Below are 25,921 nucleotides of genomic sequence, written 5' to 3'. Positions count from 1 at the left end.
CGACAACAGCCCCGAAAACAGCATCCGGAAGCGAGATCCACAAGATGAAGAGCCCCTTCCTCACCCTCGAGAAGCCGACCCGGTTGCGCCTGCCCGGTCAGGCAGCCGCGCCCGAGGGTCCGGTCGACCCGTTCATGATGTACGTCGCGCACCACATGTTCCGGCGCGATCTGACCGACTTCGCCGCGGCCGTGCCCGTGACCCCGCTCGACGACACCGGCACCTGGCGCGCTCTCGCCACGCGCTGGGAGCTGTTCTCCGACGCCCTGCACCACCATCACAACGGCGAGGATCTGCATTTGTGGCCGTTGCTCGAGGAGCGCGCCGACGAGTCGGAGAAGATCGTCCTGGAGGCAATGGAGTCCGAACACGATCTGATCGACCCACTGCTCGAGGAGTCGGCCGCCGGTTTCGCGGCGATGGTCGAGCGGCCCGGCGGAGAAACCCGCGCGACTCTGGCCGATGTGCTCTCGCGGGCGCGAACCGTTCTCGGCGATCACCTGGCCCACGAGGAGACCGACGCCCTCGCCATCGTCCAGCGGCGTATGACGCCTCGGGACTGGGAGGACTTCGAGGCCATGATGAACAAGACCGGCAGCATCCGCGAGATGATGAAGGTCGGTCCGCTGATGCTCAAGGGCCTGAGCGATCAGCACCTCTCCGCCGTCTACACCCGCGTCCCGGCGGCCCTCAAGCTGATCGTCAGGCTCGGCGGACCGTCGTTCCGCCGGCTCGACGGCCGCGCCTTCTACTACGTCGCGCACTAGACCCCCAGACCCGCCTTCCCCAGGCGCGGAATCGCCACTTCCGCTTCAGACCCGCAGGGTGGTTTCAGCTCGCGATTCTGGACGGAAGTGGCGATTTTGGTGGTGTTTGGGTTACTCCGCAGGCTATTTGGTGAGTGCACGGCCGATGACCAGGCGCTGGATCTGGTTCGTTCCCTCGAAAATCTGGGTGATCTTGGCCTCGCGCATGTAGCGCTCGACCGGGAAGTCACGGGTGTAGCCGTATCCGCCGAAGACCTGCACCGCGTCGGTGGTGACCTTCATCGCGGCGTCGGTGGCGACGAGTTTTGCGGTCGCCGCGGCCCGCGAGTACTCCATCCCGGCATCACGACGACGCGCCGCGTCGAGGTAGGTGGCCCGGGCGGAGTCGACCGCGGCCGCCATGTCGGCCAACACGAAGTTCAGGCCCTGATGGTCGATGATCTTGCGGCCGAAAGCGGTTCGCTCCTGCGCATACTCCACCGCGGCGTCGAGCGCGGACTGCGCGAGACCGGTCGCTACCGCCGCGATGCCGAGACGCCCGGAATCCAGTGCGGAGAACGCGATCTGGAGGCCCTGCCCCTCGGCACCGAGTCGACGCCCCTCCTCGACGAAGGCGTTGTCGTACGACGCGCCGGTGGTCGGGACGGCGTGGAGGCCCATCTTGTCCTCGGGCTTGCCGAAGTCGAGGCCCTCGGTATCACGGGCGACGAAGAAGCAGGAGATGCCCTTGGACCCCTCACCGGTGCGGGCGAAGAGGTTGTAGACGTCGGCGATGCCGCCGTGGGTGATCCACGCCTTGGACCCGGTGACCGAGTAGCCCCCGTCGGTCGGGGTGGCACGGCAGGCCAGGGCCGCGGCGTCAGAACCGGCCTGGGGCTCGCTGAGGCTGTAGGCGCCGATGAGCTTGCCGTTGAGCAGGTCCGGCAGCCACTTCTCCTTCTGCTCCCGGGTGCCGAAGTTGAACAGCGGATGACAGGCGAGCCCATGCACACTCACCGCCACCGCGACCGCGGCCCAGCGGGCGCCGAGCTCCTCGAGGACCTGCAGGTACACCTCGTACGGCTGGCCGCCGCCGTCCCACTCGGTCGGGTACGGCAGACCCAGCAGGCCGGCCTCGCCGAGTTCGGCGAAGAGTCCCTCCGGGTACTTGCGCTCCTTCTCGTACTCGCCGGCGATCGGCGCCATCCGCTTGTCGGCGATATCGCGGACCAGTGCGATCAGGTCGCGGGCCTCGTCGTTGGGCAGCAGACGGTCGACCGGCATCGGGAACCTCCATGTCACGGCGTTCAGGTAACAGAACTAGTACTCTGGTTCCCTGCACAGTACTATTTCGCAAGCCGTCCGTACAGCCGCGGCGGTGCGACCGGTACCGGTTCGAGACGCAGGGAGGTGGTCGGATGCCGCGCGAGGGTTTCGCGACCCGGCGTCGTGCCGCGTTGTTCGACGCCCTGCTCGACCTGATCCTGCGCGACGGTTTCGCGCACCTGTCGATCGCCGACATCGCCGCCGAACTACGTTGCTCCAAGTCGACGCTGTACACGCTGGCCGCGAGCAAGGAACAGCTGGTCACGGCGACGGTCACCCACTTCTTCCGGACCGCGACCGAACAGGTCGAAGCCCGTGTGAAGGAGGCCGCGCGCCCACGCGAGGCGGTCATCGCGTATCTGGTCGCGGTCGGCGAGGCGCTGTCGCCGGCGTCGGCGGCATTCATGCGCGACCTCGACGCCTTCGCCCCCACCCGCGCGCTCTACGAGCTCAACACCGCCGCGGCCGCGCAGCGCGTGCAGGAACTGATCGCCGACGGTGTCGCCGCCGGCGAGTTCCGCAATGTCGACGCGGCCTTCGCCGCCGATCTCGCCGCATCGATGATGAGCCGAATCCAGCGCCGCGAGGTCCATGCCGCCACCGGGCTCGACGACGCCGCGGCCTACCGGCAGCTCGCGTCGATTCTCACGTCCGGAATCGACGCGGGGAGCGGGGACCGGTAGCCGCCTGCACTCCTCGTACCTCAGGGAGCGGAGGGCCCGACTCGCCGCTCCACGTGCGTCACCCCAGCGTCGTCGACCCACCAGCGCACCCGGGCCTCACGATCAGAACCGTCGTCGCGCAATGTGATCCAGAGTTCGTCATGGAGCCTCACCTGGCCCCGCGGCACCTCGATCCCACGTTCGGCGGCGAACCGCACCACCTCCGGGTGTGCCCACGTGACCGGGTCGCCGGGCTCGGCGATCGTCGCGCCGTACTCCTCGGAGGCCAGCGGCAGGTCGAGCAGGGTCGCGAGGATCTCCGCGTCGGCGGGATCGACGGTCGGGCCGGCGAGCACCACCTCGTCGTCTGCCAGCGCCTGCAGGAACCATGCCTCGTCGACGACCACCCCACGCTCGGCGACCCCGCCGGACAACGTCCGAACCCGTTCCGGCACCTCGACATCCACCGGGTCGACGACGCCGGACCGGCAGGCGCCCACCACCGCGGCATGCACCAACACCGCCGCGCCGGAGGTGATCGACCGATCCGGGGACCCCAACCGCGTCAGCAGCAGCGCGGCGTCGGCGGCGGTGTCGGGTTCCAGCCGGGCGAGCGCACCCACCAGGGCATCGGCGTGCGGATGGTCGAGGGGGTCGATGATCCCGTCGAGGGTCTCGTCCGACGGCGCGCGATATTCCCCCAACAACAGTCCGTCGACCTCCGCATGCCGTCGCAACCACCATGCGGTGTAACCGTTGCGGTCGGCGAGCAGCGGCGCGATCTGCTCGTCGGTCGCGAGCATCGTGAGCGCCTCGGGCCAGCGGGTCTCGTCGACGAGGTCGAGATCCCTTACCGCCCGGAAACTCTCGGGAGCCTCGGGCAGCGAGTCCCACCACTCCTCCTCGTCGGGAAGATCGTGGTCGGGTCCGACCGGCAGCTCGTCCTCCACGACCAGGAATCCCCATCCGACGCCGAGCCGGCGCAGTTCCGCTGCGCCACACTCGTCGACGACGTCGTCGGCGACCACCCCGAACGGATGGTCCTCGACGAGCACACCGAGCAGCGGGCTGTCCGGCAGTAGCAGCTCATCGGCCGGCCGGAGCTCTCCATCGGTGTCGCGCAGCGGCAACGCGGACAACCACGACGGCACCGCGGCTTCCGGATCGGCGCGCAGCACGGCACAGATCTCGCCCGCGAGCCCGCCGTCGTCGACGGCGTCGAGGTCGATGTCCTCGACCAGCACCCGCAACGCCGGGTCGGCGAGTGCGTCGGACACCGAGATCTCCTGCACGCCCAGCCGTTCCAGCAGCGAATGCCGGGCCTCGGGATGGACGGTGGGTATCCACCGCATCGGTGTGGCGATGCGATCGCTGATGAACAGGCCCCGCACCCCCACCGCGATCCGGCCGTCCGACCGCGGGATCGGGAGCGCGGCCAGTTCCTCGACCTCGCGTCCGGTCGAGACCAGCGACGCCAGCGCGTCGTACAGGTCGTGCCACCAGCCCGGCTCGTGCTGCAGCCCGACGAGTCGTTCGGCCAGCGCGGCCAGCCCCAGTTCGTCGACGTCCAGTCGTCTCAGCGTCGGAAGATGTTGCGCCATCGAGAGATCGGGATGAACCAGATCACCGAAGTGATCACCCAGCAACTCGGCCAGCCGATCGGTGAGACCGATGAGGACCACGGCCCGTGACGGGATCAGCTCCCCACCGTCGGCGACCGGCAACCACGCGGCGTCCCGCAGTCGTCGGCGCACCGCCTCGATGAGGCGGGAGTCGTCGCGGTTGCGCGCGAGGTGCAGCTCGGGCACGAGGTCCAGACGTCTGGCCGGGTCGACGAGCCGGACGAGATCGACGTAACCGACCGCGGCGTCGGCGATCTCGGCCCGCGGGTGGAGATGTCGCCGGTCCGGGGTGAGCGGCAGGTCGGTGATGCACCGGCACGGCAGGCTCAGCTCGATGTCGGTCGGGGTGGGTGCGCGCAGCACGTCGTGCTCGGGCGGGACCCCGCCGTCGGCGTCGACGAGCCAGCGGGTGCCGCCGCGCGCGACCTCGAGCCACCGCCGCGTCGCCCGCTCGCCCGCCTCGTCCACGGTCACCGTGACCACCGATGCGGCGGCATCGGCGTCGTCGAGCTGCGGTCCCGGTTCCCGGTCCACCGCGACATCCACGTCGGAGACCGTGATCCGTTGCAGGGCGGAAAGTTCGACGACCAGGTCGGGAGCCTGGGCGATCATCGCCTCCAGCAGTGGCCCGGCGGGCTCCCGCAGTCGCAGGACGATCTCGGTGTCGAAACCCTCGACGGGCCGTGCCCCGCTCGGCCACACGAGCCGCAGCGTCGGGACGGTCCCGTCGTCGGCGGGAATCCCGGCCCGTCGCACCGCCTCCAGGGTCCGGTCGCGGTCGAACACCACCGACCCGGATACCGATCGGACCTCGATGTGGTCGGAAACCGTTGCGGTGGCGGTGAACCCGACCCCGAACCGGCCGATCTGACCGTCGACGGGTTCTTTCGCCGACACCCGCAGCGCCGCCAAGGATCGCACTCCCTCGACCGACAGCGGGGCGCCGGTGTTCGCGACGTGGAGGTCATCGCCGTCGGCCCACACCCGTAGCCGGCCGGCCATCCCGGCGGCCGCTGCGGCGTCGGCGGCGTTGGCCGCGAGTTCGGTGAGCAGCCGGTCGCGGTAACCGACGGTGACCAGATCGGCTTCGGCGGCCGCGTCCTCGGCGAGCCGGGTCGGCGACGCAGCCCAGGCGTCGAGCGTCGCCTCCCGCAGCGACTCGGTGTCGAACGGATCCGGGTCGACCGGGTCGGCGTTCATCGGACGCCCGGTGTCGTTCAGGAGCGAGCCGGTTCGGCGTCGCGCCTGAACTCGATGATCTCCAGCGCTCCGTCGTCGTAGGCCTCGTAGGCGGGCGATCCGTTGCCCTTGGGCGCCTCGACGTCGGAATGCGCGCCGCAGCCGTACTCGGCGGAGACGACCCGACCGTCGGCGGCGTACTCGTTGGCGCACACGCCGAAGGCGGCGCGCAGGGCGCCGGACAGCGGGACGTAGAAGCCGCAGGTGCAACAGTTGAACGGCGCGGCCTGGGCCATCTCGGAATTCGGGCCGTACTCGCCGTCGTACCAACGCTGGGCGGCATCGAGCCGGCCTTCGAGGCTCAGCAGGCGACGCCGGCCCAGACCGATCTCGCCGGCGACCTGACCGATGTCGTCGGGATCCTCGGACTCGGAGTGGAAGCGGAACTCGTCGCCGGTGTCGATGTGGTTCGGCACCAGGCGGGGATCGTCGGGCTCGGCGGCCAGCAGATCGCCGGGGGCGAGGTCGCCGGACGCGACACGTTCGGCCCACGGGACCCACGGCGGGGCCAGCAGCGCACCCTCGCCGGGAAGCAGCACGATCTCGCTGAGCGTGATCTCGTCGGTGCCGGGCGCACCCGCCAGCACGACGCACCACTGCCACCCGCGATAGCCTGCGAGCTCCGCGTCGAAATAGTGTGCGGCAGCCCATTCGCCCTCGGCGACGCTGCGCCGATGCGCGCCGGGCTGTTGTCCTTCCTCGACCAGCGCTGCACGAGCGATGTCGACAGCCGCGAGCAGTCGTCCGCCGTCACTTACGTCAGTCACGGTTCCAGTGTGCAATATCGGCCACGTGGGCCACACAACCGACCCGCTTCAAGCAGCACCGGCCGCCGATGAGGAACAATCGTCATCGTGATCCCACGGAGTTCCCGACACGACGATGGGCGCGGGGCCCAGCGGGGTCCGGCGAACCAGCAACACCGACCGCCCGCCGACAGCCGCGGTCGGCGCGCCGCGCCTCATCCCGGGTCGGCGAACTATCCCGCCGACGAGACCCGCCAGATGCGGGCGCGTCGGCCCGCACCCGGCCGGGTAGCGCCGGGCGCCCCCGGCCCGGGCCGCAACGCCTATCTGCCGCCGCCCACCCACAACCCGCACCTGCCGCCGCTCGACGACCGCGACCAGCCGACCGCCGACGACTCCGCGACACGTGCGATGCCGACCGACCACGGTCCGCGCGCGCCCAAGAAGCTGACCGTCGCCCGGGTCGCCGCGATGCGCAGCAGGGAGCTGACGAGCAAGGGCATCGGCAAGATCTACAAGGCCGCGACCGCCGACGGCGCCGATCAGTCCGGCCTCACCGCGCTGACACTTCCGGTGATCGCCAACTTCGCCGCCGACGCCGCGATGGCCGTCGCGCTGGCGAACACCTTGTTCTTCGCGGCCGCGACCGGCGAGTCCAAGACCAACGTCGCGTTGTATCTGGCGCTGACCATCGCCCCGTTCGCACTCATCGCCCCGCTGATCGGTCCGATGCTCGACCGGCTGCAGCGCGGTCGGCGCATCGCGATGGCCACGACCTTCGGCCTGCGTGTCGTGCTGGCGCTGCTGATCATGGCGAACGTCCAATGGAACGACGTCAAGCAGCAACTCGAGTACGACCCGTGGGTGCTCTACCCGTGTGCGCTGGGCCTGCTGGTGCTGTCGAAATCGTTCGGCGTGCTCAAGTCGGCGGTCACCCCGCGCGTGGTGCCACCGACCATCGACCTGCCGCGGGTCAACTCCCGCCTGACGACGTTCGGCCTGATCGGCGGCACCATCGTCGGCGGCGCCCTGGCCGCGCTCGTGGAGATGCTGCTCGGCAAGCTGCTGCCGCTGCACCTTCCCGGTGCGATGCTGTGGCTGGCGATCGTCGCGGCCGCCGGCGCCTATCTGTGCATGCGGATCCCGTCCTGGGTCGAGGTGACCGAGGGCGAGATCCCGACGACCATCACCTACCACGGCGAACCGGCCCGTCCATCGGTCCCCGAGCACGAGCCGACCAGCGCCCGCGAGGGCGCGAAGAAGATCGCCGCCAAGATGCGCCAGCCGCTCGGCCGCACCGTCGTCGCGGGTCTGTGGGGCAACGGCACCATCCGGATCCTGACCGGTTTCCTGACCCTGTTCGTGGCCTTCTACGCCAAGGCACAGCAGGGTGACTCGTCGTCCTGGACCCAGGTGCTGCTGCTCGGCCTCGTCGGCGCCGCCGCAGGTGTCGGCAACGCGATCGGCAACGGCGTGGGCACCCGCCTGGAGCTGAAGAACCCGCCGAACGTGATCGTCTACTCGACGGCCGCGTGCTTCGTGGTCGCGGTCCTCGCCGCGATCTTCGGCAACATCATGATGGCCGCGGTCGCCGCCCTGATCGCCTCGGGAACCAGCGCGATCGGCAAGGTCTGCCTCGATTCGTCGATCCAGGACGACCTGCCCGACGAATCGCGCGCCTCGGCGTTCGGCCGGTCGGAGACAGTGCTGCAGCTGTCGTGGGTGTTCGGCGCATCGCTGGGCGTGCTGTTGCCGCCGACCCTGTGGATCGGCTTCACCGTGGTGTCGGTGCTGCTCGGACTGGGACTGCTGCAGACCGTGATGACCACCCGCGGGTCGTCGCTGGTGCCGGGCATCGGCGGACGCCGTCCCGAACACGCCGCCCCGACCGGGTCCATCCGCGTCCCCGACCCCGAGGCGAGGGCCGACCCACCGGCTCCCGACGCACGCGGCACGCGACGCCCCGGACCCGGATCGGCCCCGACCCGACCGCACGCTCAACGTCCGACGACGGCCCGGATGCCGTCGACCGCGCACTTCGACAACCCGGGTGACCCCACCCCCGACCAGACAGGACATCGGCGACCGTGATCAGCAGTGGTGAGAAGAAGGCACTTTCGATCATCGCGGCGGTCGTGGTGGTGTTCGTCGTCGTGGTCGGGACATCGGTCTTCTTCCTGACCCGCGACAGCGACAAGGAGCACGAGCCGTACCTGCACATCGCGGTCGGCAGTGACCTGTACACCGTCGAACCGGCACGGTGGTGCGACCTGTTCCTGGAGAGGTGTTCCCCCGAGGCCGGCAAACCACAGCGTCCGACGCCGCGTGTACCCGTCCCGGTCGGCGAGACGATCCTGCTGACCGTGTCGGGCGAGATCGCCGAATCCCCCTGGCGTCTCCAGACCGTCTACTGGGTCCCTGGGCTGGGCATCGACGAGGACGAGGACAAGTTCACGGCAGGCGCGACGTACTCGGTCCCGCTCCGCTCCACCGCGGAGAGGATCCTGATCGGGGTCACCGTCGTGCCTCCGTCGGGTGTCTTCATCGGGGAGAACGTCGCCTACGGCCGCGGCGTCCTGACCGCGGACACGTCCCCGGTGGATTTCCAGCGGATCGTGGACTGACCGCCCACCACCGCGAAAAGAGCCGCGCTCCGGACATCCGGGCGCGGCTCTTTCGCTACGTCTGGATCGAGCTCAGCGCTCCAGCTCCCGCGCCACCGCACGCACGACCTCCGAGATGCGGTGCGCGGTCTTGCGGTCCGGGAAGCGTCCCTTGCGCAGGTCCGGCTGGATCTTGGTCTCGAGCAGGGTGATCAGGTCCGCAACCATGCCGTGCAGCTCGTCGGGCGAGTGCCGCTTGGCATCCTTGCGCGCGGCCTCGCGCACGTTCTTGGCGACGCTCGGCGCCGGCTCGAGAATGGTCACGGTCAGTGCCTGCGGACCACGACGTCCCGCCGCCATGCCGAACTCGACGCGCTGACCGGGCTTGAGCGCCTCGACCCCGTCGGGCAAGGCAGATGCACGGACATAGACGTCCTCGCCGTCCTCCTGCGAGAGGAAGCCGAATCCCTTGTCCGCGTCGTACCACTTCACCTTGCCGGTCGGCACTGTGATCACCCTCATCTGTGTCGTTGATCCGTGAAAAGATCAGCCTGTCACAACAAAAGACGCCATCACCCATCGCAGCAGCCCCGCGGCCGGATTCCGGAAGGGGCCCAGACGGATGTAAGGCGCCTGCGCGACCATCGTAGCCAACGGTGTGGCCGCCGGTCACACCATTACCGTGCCGGACATTCGCCCGACGTCGTCGGGCGCCGGGGTGCACTACCGTAGAGGCCATGCAGAAGACGACGTCCCCGCGGTTGCTGCAGGCCGCCGTGATCGTGTTCGCGATCGGGCTGATCGCTTTGGTGGCCCTGTTCGTGACCCCGCTGGTGACCGGTGGCGACACCGCCCCGACCGCCGTCTACCTGCTGACCATGTGCGCACCGCTGGGTTTTCTGCTCGGCCTGGTGTACGCACTCCGCTCCGGACGCCGACCCAGGTGAGGACCCCGTGACCGCGACCATCGACACCACCCCTGATCTCGCCCCCGTCTCCGACTCGAAGGCACTTCGGGCGGCCTACAGCTGCTTCCCGTCGGGGGTCGTGGCGGTGTGTACACGGCAGGGTGAGGGAGATTCGGCCACGCTGATCGGAATGGCGGCGAGCTCCTTCACGACGGTGTCCCTCGACCCGCCGCTGGTGTCGGTGTGCGTTCAGAACACATCCACCACGTGGCCGCTGATCCGCACCGCGCCCGCCATCGGTGTGAGCGTGTTCGCCGGCGACCAGACCGACCTGTGCAGGCAGCTCGCCGGACCGGCCGAGCATCGCTTCGACGGCATCACCCCGCTGAGCACCGAGAAGGGCGCGGTCTTCGTGCCGAACGCGGCCGCACACCTCTCGTGCACCATCCACAACGAGATCCAGGCGGGCGACCACACCGTCGTGCTGCTGGAGATCGAGACGCTGCGCGCGGATCCCCACGTCGAGCCGCTCGTCTTCCACGCCAGCACGTTCCGCGCGCTCGAGGCCCGCAAGGACCAGAACGCCACGTGAATCGAAGGGCAGCATGAGCACGGTCGCTTTGGGAATCCCGGTGCCCCGGCCGCTTCCGGTCGGGACACCGCACACCGGCGTGTCGGCTGGCCCGGTCTCCGAGGCACCGCAGGACGGCCCGCTGCGCGACACGTTCGGCCGCGTCGCCAGGGATCTGCGGGTCTCGGTGACCGATCGTTGCAACCTGCGCTGCACCTACTGCATGCCCGCCGAAGGCCTGGACTGGATGCCCGGCGACGCGGTCCTGTCCACCGGCGAGTTCATCCGGGTCCTCACCGTCGCGGTCCGCGACCTCGGCATCGAACGGATCCGTTTCACCGGCGGTGAGCCGCTACTGCGTCGCGACCTCGAGCAGATCATCGCCGCGGTCGCCTCGCTCCCCCGGCATCCCGAGATCGCGATGACCACCAACGGGCTCGGCCTCACCAAGCGGATCGACGGCCTCGTCGCCGCCGGCCTGCAGCGCATCAACGTCTCGCTCGACACCGTCGACCGCCGCCGGTTCGCCGAGATCACGCGGCGGGACAGGCTCGACGACGTGTTGGAGGGCCTGGCCGCGGCGAAACGCGCCGGGCTCGACCCGGTGAAGGTCAACGCCGTGGTCCCCGACCGCGCCGACCTCGACGCGCTTCCCGACCTGCTCTCCTACTGTCTCGAGCACGGCTACGAGTTGCGCATCATCGAGCAGATGCCGCTCGATGCGGACCACACCTGGCAGCGCGCGCAGATGGTCACCGCCGACGAGATCCTCTCGACGCTGCGTGACCGGTTCACCCTGCTGCCCGATCCGGCGCCGCGCGGTAGTGCTCCGGCGGCCACGTGGATCGTCGACGGCCATCGGACCTCCCATGGGCGCCCGGCGCGGGTCGGGGTGATCGCGTCGGTGACGCGGCCGTTCTGCGGGGATTGCGACCGCACCCGGCTCACCGCCGACGGCTCGCTGCGCAACTGTCTGTTCGCGACGTCGGAGTCCGATCTACGGACCGTTCTGCGGACGCTGCCCGACGACGAGATCGATGCCGCCATCGCCGCGATCTGGCGCGGGGACATGTGGCGCAAGGCCGCGGGCCACGAGGTGAACGTCGCCGGCTACCGGCAGCCGGACCGGCCCATGTCGGCCATCGGCGGATAGGCTCTCGTCCCGATGGAACTCACCGTGCGCTTCTTCGCCGCCGCTCGCGCCGCTGCGGGCACCGATCAGATTGTCGTCGGCATCGACCCGTCCACGACGCTCGGCGAACTCGAGTCCCGACTGTGTCGCGACAACGACGAACTGGGCAGGGTTCTCGAACGGAGTTCGTACCTGCGCGACGAGATCGCGCTTACCGACCGTTCACAGTCGCTCGGTCACTGCACGACGCTCGACGTTCTTCCCCCGTTTGCCGGTGGCTGACGCCACAGTCGACCAGTGACCTTCGTCACATCACAGACTGGTAACAAGAAGGCCACGGGACCGCATCTGGCGCCATGAACTGCGATGACGCCCGAAGTGGGTCGGCAGACCAGATTTCGACGCGAAAATCAGTTGCTTTCAAGCAGGTGAATCGCTTGATCGAACGACGTACTGTACGAAGCGACCTTCTCGAAGGTCACAGCAAGGAAACAAGACATACGTCCTGCCGGCCGCGCCGAGCCTCGCTCCGCCGGCAGGAACGACCCGCAAGAATCTGGGAGCGAGGACGGGGGACCCACCCTCATCCCCTGAGACCGGGCGCCGAAAGGCGTCCTTGGGGTTAAGTCCCGGCGCAGAACCACGGCTAACAAGTCGTGGTGACGCCCGGGGCCGAGCAGCCTCTCGCTCGAACCCGACAGCTGACTTCGTAGGCGCGTGGAGAGAGGAATCGATCTATATGTCCGGACGTCATCGCAAGCAGACGACCAGCTCTACCACCAAGACCATCACCAAGGTCGCGCTCACCGGCGCTGTCCTCGGCGGCGGTGCCGCTCTCATGGGCACCGGCACCGCCAACGCCGCCACCGACGCCGAGTGGAACCAGGTCGCGCAGTGCGAGTCCGGCGGCAACTGGGCCATCAACACCGGTAACGGTTACCACGGCGGCCTGCAGTTCTCGCCGAGCACCTGGACCTCGCACGGCGGCGGCGAGTTCGCCCCGACCGCAGACCAGGCCACCCGCGAGGAGCAGATCGTCGTCGCCGAGCGCGTGCTCGCCTCGCAGGGCAAGGGCGCGTGGCCGACCTGTGGCACCGTCCTCTCGGGCCACACCCCGCGGACCGCTCCGACCGACGTCCCGGCCCCGAAGAGCCTCCTGCCGAAGGCAGACGGCAACAACGGCTCCTTCAGCTTCGTGAAGGCTCCCGAGGCCAAGACCACCGACGACGTGGCCGACCAGCTCGACAAGGCCCTCAGCGAGGCCGGTGTGAGCCCCGAGGTGAAGAACCTGTGGAACGCCGCCAAGAACAGCGGCGTGTCGCTGTCCCCCGAGCAGATCAAGCTGTTCAACGACAACAAGCATCTGCTGCCCAACCCCTGATCTGTGACGGCGCGGACCCGGCGTCCGCCGCCGACAGATGGGCCCCAGACAAAGGGCCCCGCACGTTGATACATCTCCGTGCGGGGCACTTTTCCAATACTCCGGGTCTCACCTATCCCTACGCCGAGTTGATCCACTCCTCGGTGCCGTCGTCGTAGAACTGGTGCTTCCACACCGGCAGCCGGTCCTTCACCTCGTCGACGAGCCGTGCGCACGTCTCGAACGCCGCGCGGCGGTGGTCGGCGGCGACGGCCACCACGAACGCCACATCCCCGATCCTCAGCTCTCCGACGCGATGCGACACCGCGACCGCGCGGACCCCGTCGACCGCGGAGACCTCTTCGACGACCTCGGCGAGCACCTTCGGCGCCGTCGGGTGCGCAAAGTAGTCGAGATTGGTGACCGTGCGTCCGCCGTCGTGGTCGCGGACCGCGCCCACGAACCCGACGACCGCACCGGCCTTGCCGCCGGCGGCGTCGGTGACCATCGCCTCATGCTCGGCGAGCGCGATCGGGTTCTCCGACACTGCTGTGTGCACGACTACGGTCATCGATTGACTTCCTGTTCTGTCATGAGGCGCGCCGGTTGCCGGCGACCCCTGGGGCGGCCCCGGTTCAGTGATCGGAGCCGCGGATCTGGTCGAGTGCGTGATGGACGACGTCGGCGAGGACACCGAGTCCGTCGCGGACGCCACCGGTCGAGCCGGGGAGGTTCACCACCAGCGTGGTCGAGGCGACGCCTGCGACGCCCCGCGACAGCACCGCGGTGGGCACCCGGGGCAGGCCGGCGCCGCGGATGGCGTCGGCGAGACCGGGGATCTCGAAGTCGAGCACCGCTCGGGTCTGCTCCGGGGTGCGATCGGTGGGCGACAGTCCGGTCCCGCCGGTGGTGAGGACGAGGTCGATGCCGTCGGAGATCGCGGCACGCAGGGCGACGCCCACGGGCGGTCCGTCGGGGACGACGACACGACCGTCGACGTCGAAGCCCTGCGCGGCGAGCCAGGTCTCGATGATCGGACCGGTCCGGTCCTCGTAGACTCCGGAGGCGGCGCGGGTCGACGCGACGATGACCCGCGCATGACGACGCCCGGACGCCGTCATGACCCGGGCTGCGACTCGTCCCGGTACCAGTCGCCGGACTTGCCGCCGGTCTTCTCCAGCAGGCGGATGCCGTCCATGCGCGCGTACCGGTCCACGACCTTGACCATGTCGTGGAGGGTGAGGCCGGTGACCGCGACCGCGGTCAGGGCTTCCATCTCGACGCCCGTCTGGCCGGAGGTGGCGACGGTCGCGGTGACGTCGATCGTGTCGGTGCCGATGGCGAAGTCGATCTCCACCGAGGACAGCGACAGCTGATGACACAGTGGGATCAGCTCGTCGGTGCGCTTGGCCGCCATGATGCCGGCGATCCGCGCGGTCGCGAGGACGTCGCCCTTGGGCAGCTTCGACTCGCTGAGGAGGCCGATCACCTCTGCTGTGGTGTGAAAGGTGCCGCCGGCGACGGCTCGACGCTTGGTGGTGGCCTTGTGGCCGACATCGACCATCCGGGCCGAACCCCTGCTGTCGATGTGCGTCAGGCCGCTGCCGTCCTGCTGGGCCGACCCGGCGTCGTCAGCTCGGGAGGCCGACATCGGGTTCAGCTGTTGACGACGGTCTTCGGCTGCACGAAGGGCAGCTTGTCGGCCGGGATCGGGAACTCGGTGTCGCCGAACGGGGACAGCGCACCCGAGACGTGGGTGGCGAGCTCGGAGACCGCGTGGTCGATGACCTCGCCCTGGTCGTTCCTCGGCCAGCCGTTGTCGACGTAGTGCTTCTTGCCGGTGTCACCACTGTTGTTTGCCACGGGAGCATTGTGCCACGACGGTCACCACCAAGTGGTGCCGTGTCCGGGGCATGGCACCCGATGGCGGACCGTCGTCGACTCATCGCAGGTCACGCTACATCCGGGAGGCGCAGTTGGCCCACCACCCGAGGAGGTTGCGGGCTGCCGCGTGATCCGGCCGCCGGCAGTGGCGGGATGGGCACCGGCAGCACCGACGACCGCCTGTCGCCGACCCGCGCCTCGTAGTGAGCGGTTGCACGACCCGCGTCTCGTACTGCGCGGTTGCACTCGGGCAGGTGCACCGAGTGGCCGTGCGCGACCGCGGATTCATCCGGATGAGAGATGCCGGAGAGGGGGTGCCGGCCGATATCGTCCGAGCGTACGCCCCCTGAAACCGCGTTCTTCTCGAGAAAGAGGTGTCGCCGTGCCACTGAGTCCGGGCACCCACATCGCCGGCTTCCGCGTGATCTCCCAGCTGGGAGCGGGCGGCATGGGCGAGGTCTATCTGGTGGAGAACCTGCAGCTCGAGCGTCGTGAGGCCCTGAAGGTCATCTCGTCGGCGGTGAGCGCGCAGCCGGGGTTCGACCAGCGCTTCACCAACGAGGCGAGAACCACCGCGAAACTCGACCACCGCAGCATCATCACGATCCATCAGTACGGCATCGAGGACGGTTCGCCGTGGTTCTCGATGAGCTACGTGGAGGGCAAGGACCTCACCGAGGAGCGCCTCACCCCCACCGAGGTCGCCGAGGTCGTCGAGCAGGTCGCCGACGCCCTCGACTACGCACATCGCCATCAGGTGGTGCACCGGGACATCAAGCCCGCCAACATCCTCGTCACCCGCGACCCCGCGGCCCACGCCATCGATCGCGCACTCGTCCTCGACTTCGGCATCGCGAAGCTCGCCGGCTCGGCCAACCTGACCGGCACCCACTCGTTCATCGGGACCGTCGCGTTCTCGGCCCCGGAGACCCTCGAGGGCGCCGACGCCACACCGCGTTCCGACCAGTATTCGCTCGCCTGCACCGCGTACGCGCTGCTCGCCGGGCAGCCGCCGTTCGTCGGACAGTCCGAACCGTCGGTGATGCTCGGCCACATCCAGCGTCCGGTGCCGCCGATCGGCCGGTTGCGCAGCGATGTCGCGCATCTCGACCCCGTCTTCCAGCGCGCTCTCGCCAAGGATCCGGCGGGACGCTTCCCCGACTGCCGCAGCTTCGCCGCCGCACTGCGAGAAGCCGTCGAAGCGCCTGCGGCACAGGGCAACAAGACCATCGCGGCACCGGTCCCGCCACCGACCCTCGTCGGCGGCGGGGCGGGCGCGCAGTCGGGTCCGCAGCCATACGGCCAGACCTTCGGGCAATACACCCCGCCGCCGATGGCCACGCCCTCCGGACCCCGTCCGGCGATGAACCAGCAGTCGGGCCCGCAGCCCGTGATGGCCGGACCGCCGGGTGCGCAGCCGGCGACGAACATCCCCGCGACGAACACCGCCGACGTGAATCACTCTGGGCCGCAACCGCTTCACCTCTCGCAGCCGGCGTACGCGATGTCGCAGCCCCCGCAACCGGGCGTGACCCCGCCGAAGAAGAAGCGCACCGGGCTGATCATCGCCGGTGTGCTCGGCGCCGTGCTGGTCCTGGTGGTCGGTGCGATCGCCGGCCTGACGATCCTCGGCGCCACCGGCGACGAACCCGCCGAGGCACCCCTCGCGCAGCCGCTGGTGAGCACCAACTTCGGTACCAGCTGCGGCATCGTCGGCGGCAGGGTCTTCTGCTGGGGCGACAACGAAACCGGCCAGCTCGGCGACGGATCGATCGATCCGCACCCGCGGCCCGAGGTGGTCGACGGCGTGGCCGATGCGACGTCGGTCGCGGTCGGCGGATACCTGACCGGCGACAACACCTACGTCGGCACGGCCTGCGCGGTCACCGCCACCGGTGAGGCGTTCTGCTGGGGCAACAACCACTACGGCGAGATCGGCAACGGCACCGACGGCAACACCGTCGAGGACGCGGTGAAGGTCGGCGGCCTGACAGATGTGAAGGCGATCTCCACCGGCTGGGGCACCACGTGTGCGGTGGCCGGCACCGACGCCTACTGCTGGCGCAACAACGAGTACGGCCAGCTGGGCATCGGTGACGCCACCGAGAAGGTGTCGACGCCCAAGCGGGTGTCGGGACTGGGCGAGGTCACCGACATCTCCACCGCTTACGGCACCACCTGCGCCGTGTCCGACGGCAGTGCGTTCTGCTGGGGCGGCAACGACAACGGTCAGATCGGGGACGGCAGCACCAAGGCGCGGTCGACGCCGGTGAAGGTCGGCGATCTCGCCGACGTCACCGACATCGCCGTCGGCGGCTACCACGAGCAGACGCCCGACGCCGACAACGACCCGAACACCCACACCAGCAACTACTTCCAGACCACCTGCGCGGTCGCCGGCGGAACGGCCCACTGCTGGGGCGCCAACCGCTACGGCCAGTTGGGCGACGGGACCACCGACACCCGGAACATGCCGAGCGAGGTCGCCAACCTGTCGAAGGTCACCGCGATCTCCACCGACTGGGGCTCGACCTGCGCGATCTCCGACGGCAAGGCGTACTGCTGGGGCGACGACGACCGCAGCCAGCTCGGCTCCAACGGCGGCGCCACCAAGACGCCGCGCGAGATCATCAACCTCGCCGACGTCACGTCGATCGCCACCGGAAACGGCACCTCGTGCGCGATGGCGACCGGGTCGGTCTACTGCTGGGGCTTCAACAACGACGGCCAGGTCGGGGACGGCTCCAGCGGCGACGGCGCCAACCGCAGAACGCCGACGAAGCTGGCGTTCTAGACCGGACGCACCCAGGGGGCGGACCTGATTCCGGGGCGCCCGCTGTCGTACCGTGGGACCGATGCGTATCGCGGTGGTCGAGGACGACGACGGGGTCGGCGACGCCCTCGTCGACGCCCTGACCGAGGTCGGCCACCAGCCCCGCCGGATGCGGCGCGGCGCCGACCTCCTCCTCGGTCACCGCGATGTCGACCTCGCCCTGCTGGACCTGGGATTGCCCGACGAGGACGGCCTGTCGGTGCTGCGCCGGTTGCGGACCGTCAGCGAGATGCCGGTCGTGGTGCTCACCGCCCGGGACGACGAGCGGTCGGTGGTGCGGGCACTTCGCGGGGGCGCCGACGACTATGTGGTCAAGCCGGCCCGGCTCGGCGAGCTGATGGCACGCCTGGAGGTGGCCGCCCGACGCCGCGTCGCCGTCACACCGGCCGCAACGGAGCGACGGATAACGACCGGCGACATCGTCGTGGACATCGACGCCCGACTGGTCACCGTGGCAGGCGACGAGGTGACCCTGACCCCGAAGGAGTTCGAGCTCCTCGAACAGCTCGTCCGGCGCCGGGGCCAGGCGGTCAGCCGCGAACAGCTGATGGACGAGATCTGGGGCGACGCCCACGTCGCGATCTCCCGCAGCCTCGACGTCCACATGACCGGTCTCCGGGCCAAGCTCGGCCGACCGGGCGTGATCGAGACGATCCGCGGGTACGGCTACCGCTGGGACTCCTGACCGATGTGGCGGCGTGTGCTGCTCGTGCTCGTCGCCTATTCGGCGATCGTGGTCCTGGGCCTGTCGGTTCCCCTCGCGACGACGGTGAGTCGCGAACGGCTGCAACGGTTCACCGAGAGCCGCACCGCGGCCGCGACCTACTTCGCCGACCTCGCCGACCGCGAACCGGAACTGCGCGGCACCGAGTTGCAGCAGGCCGTCGAGCGCTACCACGACGTCTACGGCGAAGGTGTCGTGGTGGTCGACCGCACCGGCACGACGCGGGCCTCCGCCGGCCTGTCGGCCCGGTCACCGGAGGTCGCAGCGGCCGTGTCCGAGGCCCTGCGCAACCAACGCACCCGGATCTCGTCGGGACTGACGCCGTGGTCGCCGACCTCGGTGCTGGTCACCCAGCCGATCGGCACCGGCACCCAGGTCGACGGCGCGGTCGTCATCGCGGCGTCGACGGCCGCGGCCAAACGCGACGTGGCCAGGTCCTGGGCGGTGATCGCCGGCGGGGCCCTCGCCATGCTGGTGCTGGGATCGCTGATCGCGGTCGCACTGTCGCGGTGGACGGTCCGACCCTTGACCGCGCTGACCACGCGTGTACGTGCGCTGCGCGCGTCGATCGTCGACCGCGTCCCGGCCGGCGGCGAATCGCGGCAGCACGACCCCGGCGACCGGCGGCGGAGTGGCCCGCCGGAGGTCCGTGAACTGGCCCGCATCTTCGACGCGATGGCCGACGACATCGAGACCGCCACCGCAGCCCAGCGCCGTCTGGTCGCCGACACCGCGCACGCCCTGCGCAATCCGCTCGCCGCGGTCCGATTCCGCCTCGACACCCTCGGTCTCGGCCTCAGCGGCCGATCGCTCGAGTCGCATCGGCGGACACTCGTGGAGATCGACCGGCTCGACCGGATCGTCGAGGACCTGCTCGTGCTGGCGACCGCCGAGTCGCGGCCGCCCGGCTCGTCGACCGGCGTCAGCGACGTCGCCGCCGTATTGGCCGAACGCCACGACTTCTGGGCCGATGCACTCGAGGATGCGGGGATGTCGTCGTCGATCGCACTGCCGGCGGAGTCGGCCCGCCCCATGCTCGCCGCGGTCGACGAGGACGACCTCGTCCGGGTGATGGACGTCCTGCTGAGCAACGCGGTCAATCACGCCGGCGCGGGCGCCTCCGTCGAGGTGGGTTGCCGACCCGAGGGGGCTCGTATCCGGATCTGGGTCGCCGACACCGGCCGCGGTGTGACAGACGACGACCTGCGTCGCGTGACGGAACGATTCTTCCGTGCATCGGCGGGCAACGCGCCGGGCTCCGGGCTCGGGTTGTCCATCGCGCAGGCCCTGGTCGAGGGGGCCGGCGGGGAGCTCTCGGTGAGTGCCGGCCACCCTGCCGGACTTCGCATCGACCTCGGTCTTCCTACGGCAGATCCGCTGGCCCACAACGATTCCTAAGGGAGTGTTAGGAAACCTCCATCGCACTTCCGTTGAGTCTGTGACTGCGTTCACAGTGTTAGGTGCATCCAGCGTTAGGTGCATCCAGCGCCGGACCCGCGCCGGGTGCATGTTCGACGACTGGAGGACCTGATGACAGACGCCCTTACCCGGCTGCCCGCGGACTCGCGGAGCGCACCGCCGGGCTCCTCGCCGGCGGCCACCCGCCGCGCCGTGTTCAACACCCTGCGTGGGTCCTCCGGCAACCTCGTCGAGTGGTACGACGTCTACGTCTACACGGTGTTCGCGACGTACTTCGAGAGCCAGTTCTTCGACTCGGCCGACAAGAACTCCACCGTCTACGTGTACGCGATCTTCGCCGTCACCTTCCTGATGCGGCCGGTCGGCTCCTGGTTCTTCGGCCGGTACGCCGACCGTCGGGGCCGCCGTGCGGCGCTGACCTTCAGTGTGTCGTTGATGGCCGCATGCTCCCTGGTGATCGCGCTGACCCCGGGACGCGAGTCGATCGGCGTGTGGGCCGCGGTCGTCCTGATCCTGTGCCGTCTGGTGCAGGGATTCGCCACCGGCGGCGAGTACGGCGCATCGGCCACGTACATGTCCGAGGCGGCCACGCGTGAGCGTCGCGGCTTCTTCTCGTCGTTCCAGTACGTCACGCTGATCGGCGGACATGTGCTCGCACAGCTCACGCTGCTGGTGATGCAGGGCGTCCTCGACAAGGAGCAGATCTCCGAGTTTGGTTGGCGCATCGCGTTTCTCATCGGCGGTGTGGCCGCGATCGTCGTCTTCTGGCTGCGCCGCAGCATGGATGAGTCGCTCACCCGCGAGCAGCTGGAGGCCGTACGCACCGGCGCCGACTCCGAGTCCGGGTCGATGCGCGCGCTCCTCCTGCACCACTGGCGCTCCCTGCTGGTCTGCTTCCTGGTCACCGCAGGCGGCACCATCGCCTTCTACACCTACAGCGTCAACGCCCCGGCGATCGTCAAGACCGCCTACGAGGACCACGGCCGCGTCGGGACATGGATCAACCTGGTCGGACTGGTGTTCCTGATGGTGCTCCAGCCGATCGGCGGGCTCATCAGCGACAAGGTCGGACGCAAGCCGGTGCTCGTCTTCTTCGGCGTCGGCGGGGTCGTCTACACCTACGTCCTGATCACCTACCTGCCCCAGACCACCTCGGTGGCCGGGACGTTGACCTTGCTCGGCATCGGTTACGTGATCCTCACCGGCTACACCTCCATCAACGCGATCGTGAAGGCGGAACTGTTCCCGTCGCAGGTGCGTGCCCTCGGGGTGGGACTCGGTTACGCGCTCGCCAACTCGGCGTTCGGCGGAACCGCGCCGATGATCTACCAGGCGGCGAAGAACGGCGGTCACGTCCCGTGGTTCATCGCCTACGTGACCGCGGTGATCGCGGTGTCACTGCTGGTCTACGTCTTCGTCCTGCGCAACAAGGCGGAGACGCCGCTCGATCGCGAACAGGGCCGGGCCTTCGTCGGCGCGGAGGCCGGTGCACGGCAGGCCTAAGGTGACAGCATGTCGCGCGCACCCGGGTCGGTCGACCGTCGGACCGTGCTCCGAGGGTGCTCCGGCCTGGGTGCGTTGCTCCTGCTGTCCTCGTGTGGGGCCGAGCGTGAGACGCCGGTCCGGCTCGCGGCGGGTGAGCCCGGCGGCTTCTTCTGGGAGTTCGCCGGTCTGCTCGCGGCGGCGGCCGACCGCTCGGGCGCGCCGCCGATCCGTCCGCTCCGGTCCGGCGGCTCCGACGAGAACCTGGACGCCCTTGCCGACGGCTCCGCGGAGCTCGCGCTCAGCCTCCGCGACGCCGCCGTGGAGCGCGCGAGTCCCCTGCTGACGGCGCTCGGGTGCGTGTACGAGAACTACTTCCAGGTTGCGGTCCGCGCCGACTCGGGCATCACCACGGTCGCCGACCTGCGCGGACGGGTGGTGAGTGTGGGCGCACCGGGTTCGGGCGCGACACGACTCTCCGAGCGGGTCCTCACCGCGGCCGGGCTCCGGCCCGACCGCGACCTCCGGCCGGTCCGTCAGACGATGCGGGAGTCCGGTGACGCCCTCGCCGCCGGAACGGTCGACGCCGTCATGTGGGCAGGTGGCCTGCCGACCCCGGCATTCACCGGTCTCGACGTGCCCATCGTCCTGCTCGACCTCGGTGAGGTCGTTCCAGAGGTACGCCGGCGGTACGGGCTCGCATACGAGCCCGTGCGCGTCCCCGCCGACATCTACGGCCGTCATCCGGCGGTCACCACCGTCGGGGTCGCGAACCTGCTGCTCGCCCGGCGGGACGTGCCGGATACAACGGCCGCGGCCGTCGTCGACCTCCTGCTCGACGAGTCCGGCCGCCTCGTGCCGTCGCAGGCGATCGGCAGTCAGTTCCTCGACGCGCAATCGCTGATCGTCACCGGGCCCGTCCCGTTGCACCCGGGCGCCGCCGACGAGTACCGCCGGCGGCACGGGTGACCGCCTCGGCCGCACTTGCGCACCCGCGGTGGCGATTCAGCGCGGACCGGTAGAGTCGATCGAATGAGTTCGGATGACCAGCATGCCGGCCTTGCCGCTGAGTTGGCCGCGCGTTCCGACGAGGAGCTCACCGAGCTGCTGATCGAGCGACCCGACCTCGCCTCCCCCACCCCGGCGGGTACCCGGGTCCTGGCACAGCGCGCCCTGTCCGCGGCGTCGCTCTCGCTGGCCGGGGAGGATCTCGACGTCCTGTCGGTCGCGGTGTTGGAACAGGTGCTCGCCTTCCGCGTCGACACGTCCAAACGCAAGCCGAAGTCGCTCACCGCGGCGTCGATCGTCAAGGCGCTCTCGGGCCGCGCCGACGCCGCCGAGATCCGCGTCCGCATCGACCTCCTCCGCCGCCGCGCGATCCTGTGGGGCAAGGATTCGTCGCTGCAGGCCGGCGCCCACCTCGAGGCCGCGTTGCCATGGCGGGCACTGCATCTCACCGGTCCGCTGGCCGGGCGTTCGGGCGAGGAGATCGCCGCGATGATCGCCGAGTTGCCGGAGCGTCCGCGCGAACTGCTCGAGACCCTGGCGCGCGGCCCGGCGCTGGGCCGCAGCCGCGATGCCGCACCCGATGCCGACCCGACAGCGCCCGTGGCGCAACTGATCTCGTCGGGTCTGCTGGCCCGCGTCGACCACCAGACCGTCGAACTACCGCCGATGGTCGGCGCGGTGATCCGCGGGGAACCCGCCTGGCGCACCGAGACGCTCACACCTCCGCCGCTACACGAACCGGGAGCGAGGCCCCGCTTCCCGGCGAAGGCCGTCGACGCCGCGGGCGGTGGTGAGGCCCTCGAGCTCATCCGGCACCTCACCGCACTGATCAACGCCCTCGGCGCCGTCCCCGCGGCCGTGCTGCGGTCGGGCGCATTGGGTGTGCGGGAACTGCGGCGCCTGGCCAAGGTGACCGATCTCGAGACGCGGCGGGTGGCGCTGCTCGTCGAGCTCGCCGGCCATCTGCGTCTCATCGACGCCGGGTTCCCGGAACCGCCACCGCCCAACGACACCGGCGAACAGTACTTCGCGCCCACGCAGGCCGCCGACACGTGGTTGCACCAGCCTCGCGAACGACAGTGGCTGTCGCTGGCCGACGCGTGGCTGCACATGCCCCGGCGCGCCTGGCAGGTCGGCGAACCCGATCGCGACGGCAACGCGATGGCGACGCTGTCGTCGGAGCTCCACGACTCGTATGCGCCGATCCAGCGTCAGCTGGTCCTGTCGACGCTCGCGCACGCCGATCCGGCGGTTGCGGTGGCCCCCGACGCCGTACTGGCCAACCTACACTGGCACCGACCGCGCCTCATCCGCCGGTTCGGTCGCCGCCTCGTCGCCGAAACCCTGCGTGAGGCAAGGGTGCTCGGTCTGGTCGCGCACGATGCGCTGACCAGCGTCGGGCGGGCGTACACCGTCGAACCCGAACCCGGCACCGATCCCGCCGATGCCGACGCGGCGGTGCTCGCCGCGATGCGGGCGTCCCTGCCCGAGCCGGTGGACCACTTCCTCACGCAGGCGGACCTGACGCTCACCGTGCCCGGCCCGATGACGCCGGAGCTGGCCGAGCAGGTCGAGCTGGTCGCCGACCTCGAATCCGGCGGCGCCGCATCGGTGTATCGGATCACCCCGGAGACCGTGCGCCGCGCCCTCGACGCCGGACGTTCGAGCAACGAGCTCCTCGAGATGTTCACCCGACATTCGAGAACACCTGTGCCGCAGTCGCTCACATATCTCATCGAGGACGTGGCCCGCAAGCACGGGCAGTTGCGGGTCGGCGTCGCATCGACGTTCATCAGGTGCGAGGATCCGACCGTGCTCGCCGCGGTGCTGCGCAGCCCGGCCGCCGAGCCGCTCGCCCTGCGGTCCCTGGCCCCGACGGTGGCGGTGTCCCCGTCGGACGTCCGCGAGGTCATCGATCAGCTGCGGGCGGCCGGATTCGCCCCTGCCGGTGAGGATTCCACCGGAGCGCTCGTGGACCTGCGTGAGCGCGGCAGCCGCGTCACGGTGTCGAGGGCCCGACGTCAGGCCCAGCCGCGCCGGGGTGCACCCTCGGAGGAGCAGCTGCGCGCGGTGGTCACCCGGATCCGGTCCACCGACCGGGCCGCCGCGGCCACGCCGGTGCGGACCCCCGCGTCGGGCCCGGTCCGCGCGACCGGCGGCGGCGAGTCCTCGACCGCGCTCATCCAGCTCGCGCTGCGCGCCAACCGCCGGCTGCGCGTCGGCTACGTCGACGCCCAGGGGTCGGCCAGCCGGCATGTCGTGACGCCGAAGGTCCTCGGTGCGGGCCAGCTCGTCGCGGTCGAGGACGGCACCGACACCGAGCAGCGGTTCTCGCTGCACCGGTTGACGAGCGTGGAGCTGCTCGACGACTGACGTCGTGGCCCGCGAGACGTCTCCGGGTGGGGTGCCCCCTCACACCTCGACAAAGACACATCCTGTGACCCACGTCTCACCTTCTTGCTACTCTCGATCTCACTCAGCGCTGAGGAAAGTGGGCCGCGATGATCGGGATACACAGCTCGGACATGTGCTCCTCGTGTCCGCCGGACGCCGCCGCGGGCGCAGTCGGGGGAAACCGGTCATGACCGCCGTACGCCACCTCACCGAGATCGCGGGCAACGAGGTGCCCGATACCTACCAGCACGACCTGGTCCACCGCGTCCGGCCGCGCCGCCGTCGGCGACACGTCCGTCGGCCCGCCGACCTGGTGACCGTCATCGGTCCGACGCTGTCGGTCGCGAACGTGATCATGCAGCTGTCCAACCCGAAGGTCGGGTACGGCGTGCACGAGAGCCGCGTCCCGCGGGGCAACGCCATCAAGCGCCCCATCAAGCGCGCCCGAACCACCGGCACCTACCTCGCGGTGGCGCTGATGGGCAGCGACGAGGACAAGGCATACATCCACGAGCACGTCGGCCGCGTCCACGATCAGGTGTATTCCACCGAGTCGAGTCCCGTCCGCTACAGCGCCAACGACTCGCGGCTGCAGTTGTGGGTGGCGGTGTGTCTGCTCAAGTACTTCATCGACCAGTACGAGCTGCTCTACGGCCCCCTCAGCGACTCCGAGAAGCAGATGGTGCTCACCGAGGCGCATCCGCTGGGCACCGCGCTCAACGTGCCCCGCGACAAGTGGCCCGAGACCTACGGAGAGCTCCTCGTCTACTGGAACTCCCAGCTCGCCGAACTCCGCATCGACGAGCCGGTGCGCGAGGAACTGCGCAGTCTCGCCGACCTGTCGTTCCTGGAGTTCCGGGCCGGCGTCGTCGGCACCATCGCGCACAAGGCGCTCGGCGGGTTCCTCACCTACGCCATCAACGCCGGCCTGCCACCCGAGTTCCGGGAGATGATGGGCTGGTCGTGGTCGGAAGCCGACACCCGACGCTACGAGGCCATCCTGGCCGGGTTGCGCCTGGTCGACCCGGTGATGGCGCCGATGCTGCGCGGCATCTTCCGGCTCAACATCCTCGATCTGCGGCTGCGCCGGAAGCTGGGAATCCCCGTCTTCTGAAAAGCGCCCCTGAATCAGACCCACGAGGGTCACGCGAATGCCCGATCATCGCCGGTGCTCCTGCCCAGCGCGGAGTGCAGGGGCGGTTCTGGACAGCTCGGCGGGGCCGTCGCTGACAACTGTCCCCCGCATCTGGACAATGGAGCGG

The 25,921-nt window shown here is 69.8% G+C and carries 24 protein-coding genes and 1 riboswitch; of the genes, 16 read left to right on the top strand and 8 right to left on the bottom strand.

The window, feature by feature from the left end; translation table 11 throughout:
* The first annotated feature begins 44 nt into the window (after window positions 1–44).
* Window positions 45–767 carry a hemerythrin domain-containing protein gene (locus tag ABFT43_RS04045; protein ID WP_347959080.1) on the top strand — a complete coding sequence of 241 codons (723 nt, stop codon included), beginning with the start codon at window positions 45–47 and terminating at the stop codon, window positions 765–767.
* A 123-nt stretch (window positions 768–890) separates the two neighbouring features.
* Here ABFT43_RS04045 and ABFT43_RS04040 read toward each other — a convergent pair whose 3' ends face one another.
* Window positions 891–2,030: an acyl-CoA dehydrogenase family protein gene (locus ABFT43_RS04040; RefSeq protein ID WP_347959079.1), complete on the bottom strand. Its 1,140-nt coding sequence runs from the start codon at window positions 2,028–2,030 to the stop codon at window positions 891–893.
* Between the two features lie 134 nt (window positions 2,031–2,164).
* On the opposite strand from ABFT43_RS04040, the gene ABFT43_RS04035 reads away from it, so the two are divergent.
* The gene (locus ABFT43_RS04035) at window positions 2,165–2,755 is read left to right on the top strand and encodes a TetR/AcrR family transcriptional regulator (RefSeq protein ID WP_347959078.1); all 591 of its coding nucleotides are present in this window, start codon (window positions 2,165–2,167) and stop codon (window positions 2,753–2,755) included.
* Window positions 2,756–2,775: 20 nt separating this feature from the next.
* Here ABFT43_RS04035 and ABFT43_RS04030 read toward each other — a convergent pair whose 3' ends face one another.
* Window positions 2,776–5,556, bottom strand: coding sequence for a sacsin N-terminal ATP-binding-like domain-containing protein (locus ABFT43_RS04030; RefSeq protein ID WP_347959077.1), 2,781 nt, complete (start codon window positions 5,554–5,556; stop codon window positions 2,776–2,778).
* A 17-nt stretch (window positions 5,557–5,573) separates the two neighbouring features.
* The gene (locus ABFT43_RS04025) at window positions 5,574–6,362 is read right to left on the bottom strand and encodes a DUF3027 domain-containing protein (protein WP_347959076.1); all 789 of its coding nucleotides are present in this window, start codon (window positions 6,360–6,362) and stop codon (window positions 5,574–5,576) included.
* A gap of 237 nt (window positions 6,363–6,599) precedes the next feature.
* Here ABFT43_RS04025 and ABFT43_RS04020 point away from each other — a divergent pair, with 237 nt between their 5' ends.
* Window positions 6,600–8,432 carry an MFS transporter gene (locus tag ABFT43_RS04020; protein WP_347959075.1) on the top strand — a complete coding sequence of 611 codons (1,833 nt, stop codon included), beginning with the start codon at window positions 6,600–6,602 and terminating at the stop codon, window positions 8,430–8,432.
* A complete protein-coding gene (locus ABFT43_RS04015) occupies window positions 8,429–8,965 on the top strand; it encodes a DUF2771 family protein (protein ID WP_347959074.1) in 537 nt (178 codons plus the stop codon). The genes ABFT43_RS04020 and ABFT43_RS04015 overlap by 4 nt, the downstream gene beginning before the upstream one ends.
* Before the next feature lie 72 nt (window positions 8,966–9,037).
* Here the strand turns inward: ABFT43_RS04015 and ABFT43_RS04010 are convergent, their stop codons facing one another.
* Window positions 9,038–9,451: a cold-shock protein gene (locus tag ABFT43_RS04010; RefSeq protein ID WP_347959268.1), complete on the bottom strand. Its 414-nt coding sequence runs from the start codon at window positions 9,449–9,451 to the stop codon at window positions 9,038–9,040.
* A gap of 230 nt (window positions 9,452–9,681) precedes the next feature.
* On the opposite strand from ABFT43_RS04010, the gene ABFT43_RS04005 reads away from it, so the two are divergent.
* From ABFT43_RS04005 to ABFT43_RS03985, 5 genes are all read left to right on the top strand, one after another.
* Window positions 9,682–9,891 (top strand): hypothetical protein, encoded by a 210-nt coding sequence (locus ABFT43_RS04005; protein WP_347959073.1) that lies wholly within the window; start codon window positions 9,682–9,684, stop codon window positions 9,889–9,891.
* Between the two features lie 7 nt (window positions 9,892–9,898).
* The gene (locus ABFT43_RS04000; protein ID WP_347959072.1) at window positions 9,899–10,444 is read left to right on the top strand and encodes a flavin reductase family protein; all 546 of its coding nucleotides are present in this window, start codon (window positions 9,899–9,901) and stop codon (window positions 10,442–10,444) included.
* A 13-nt stretch (window positions 10,445–10,457) separates the two neighbouring features.
* Window positions 10,458–11,576: a GTP 3',8-cyclase MoaA gene (gene moaA / locus ABFT43_RS03995; RefSeq protein WP_347959071.1), complete on the top strand. Its 1,119-nt coding sequence runs from the start codon at window positions 10,458–10,460 to the stop codon at window positions 11,574–11,576.
* 12 nt (window positions 11,577–11,588) lie between these two features.
* Entirely contained in the window at window positions 11,589–11,837 is a 249-nt protein-coding gene (locus ABFT43_RS03990; RefSeq protein ID WP_347959070.1) for a MoaD/ThiS family protein, read from the top strand.
* 255 nt (window positions 11,838–12,092) lie between these two features.
* A riboswitch (cyclic di-AMP (ydaO/yuaA leader) is annotated at window positions 12,093–12,287 on the top strand.
* A 7-nt stretch (window positions 12,288–12,294) separates the two neighbouring features.
* Window positions 12,295–12,936 (top strand): transglycosylase family protein, encoded by a 642-nt coding sequence (locus ABFT43_RS03985; protein WP_347959069.1) that lies wholly within the window; start codon window positions 12,295–12,297, stop codon window positions 12,934–12,936.
* A gap of 118 nt (window positions 12,937–13,054) precedes the next feature.
* Here ABFT43_RS03985 and ABFT43_RS03980 read toward each other — a convergent pair whose 3' ends face one another.
* The 4 genes from ABFT43_RS03980 to ABFT43_RS03965 all read right to left on the bottom strand — a co-directional run bounded on the left by ABFT43_RS03980 (window position 13,055) and on the right by ABFT43_RS03965 (window position 14,778).
* Window positions 13,055–13,486 (bottom strand): molybdenum cofactor biosynthesis protein MoaE, encoded by a 432-nt coding sequence (locus ABFT43_RS03980; protein WP_347959068.1) that lies wholly within the window; start codon window positions 13,484–13,486, stop codon window positions 13,055–13,057.
* Between the two features lie 64 nt (window positions 13,487–13,550).
* Window positions 13,551–14,036, bottom strand: coding sequence for a MogA/MoaB family molybdenum cofactor biosynthesis protein (locus ABFT43_RS03975; protein WP_347959067.1), 486 nt, complete (start codon window positions 14,034–14,036; stop codon window positions 13,551–13,553).
* A complete protein-coding gene (moaC, locus tag ABFT43_RS03970; RefSeq protein WP_347959066.1) occupies window positions 14,033–14,566 on the bottom strand; it encodes a cyclic pyranopterin monophosphate synthase MoaC in 534 nt (177 codons plus the stop codon). Before moaC ends, ABFT43_RS03975 begins: the two co-directional genes overlap by 4 nt.
* Before the next feature lie 5 nt (window positions 14,567–14,571).
* On the bottom strand, window positions 14,572–14,778 hold the full coding sequence (locus ABFT43_RS03965; protein WP_347959065.1) for a hypothetical protein: 207 nt from the start codon (window positions 14,776–14,778) through the stop codon (window positions 14,572–14,574).
* Between the two features lie 403 nt (window positions 14,779–15,181).
* Between ABFT43_RS03965 and ABFT43_RS03960 the strand changes: the two genes are divergently transcribed.
* From ABFT43_RS03960 to ABFT43_RS03930, 7 genes are all read left to right on the top strand, one after another.
* Window positions 15,182–17,593 carry a protein kinase domain-containing protein gene (locus tag ABFT43_RS03960; protein ID WP_347959064.1) on the top strand — a complete coding sequence of 804 codons (2,412 nt, stop codon included), beginning with the start codon at window positions 15,182–15,184 and terminating at the stop codon, window positions 17,591–17,593.
* 61 nt (window positions 17,594–17,654) lie between these two features.
* The gene (locus ABFT43_RS03955; RefSeq protein WP_279104017.1) at window positions 17,655–18,317 is read left to right on the top strand and encodes a response regulator transcription factor; all 663 of its coding nucleotides are present in this window, start codon (window positions 17,655–17,657) and stop codon (window positions 18,315–18,317) included.
* Between the two features lie 3 nt (window positions 18,318–18,320).
* A complete protein-coding gene (locus tag ABFT43_RS03950; RefSeq protein ID WP_347959063.1) occupies window positions 18,321–19,754 on the top strand; it encodes a sensor histidine kinase in 1,434 nt (477 codons plus the stop codon).
* Window positions 19,755–19,886: 132 nt separating this feature from the next.
* Complete coding sequence (locus ABFT43_RS03945; RefSeq protein ID WP_347959062.1) at window positions 19,887–21,278, top strand: MFS transporter; 1,392 nt, start codon at window positions 19,887–19,889, stop codon at window positions 21,276–21,278.
* 9 nt (window positions 21,279–21,287) lie between these two features.
* Window positions 21,288–22,226 (top strand): TAXI family TRAP transporter solute-binding subunit, encoded by a 939-nt coding sequence (locus tag ABFT43_RS03940; protein WP_347959061.1) that lies wholly within the window; start codon window positions 21,288–21,290, stop codon window positions 22,224–22,226.
* Window positions 22,227–22,289: 63 nt separating this feature from the next.
* Window positions 22,290–24,638: a helicase-associated domain-containing protein gene (locus tag ABFT43_RS03935; protein WP_347959060.1), complete on the top strand. Its 2,349-nt coding sequence runs from the start codon at window positions 22,290–22,292 to the stop codon at window positions 24,636–24,638.
* Between the two features lie 208 nt (window positions 24,639–24,846).
* Window positions 24,847–25,773: an oxygenase MpaB family protein gene (locus ABFT43_RS03930; RefSeq protein ID WP_347959059.1), complete on the top strand. Its 927-nt coding sequence runs from the start codon at window positions 24,847–24,849 to the stop codon at window positions 25,771–25,773.
* Window positions 25,774–25,921 lie beyond the last annotated feature (148 nt).

This window comes from Gordonia aurantiaca (genome assembly GCF_039939235.1).
Lineage (GTDB): Bacteria > Actinomycetota > Actinomycetes > Mycobacteriales > Mycobacteriaceae > Gordonia.
Note: the sequence above shows the minus strand (reverse complement) of the source record. Positions and strands in the feature narration are given on the sequence as shown.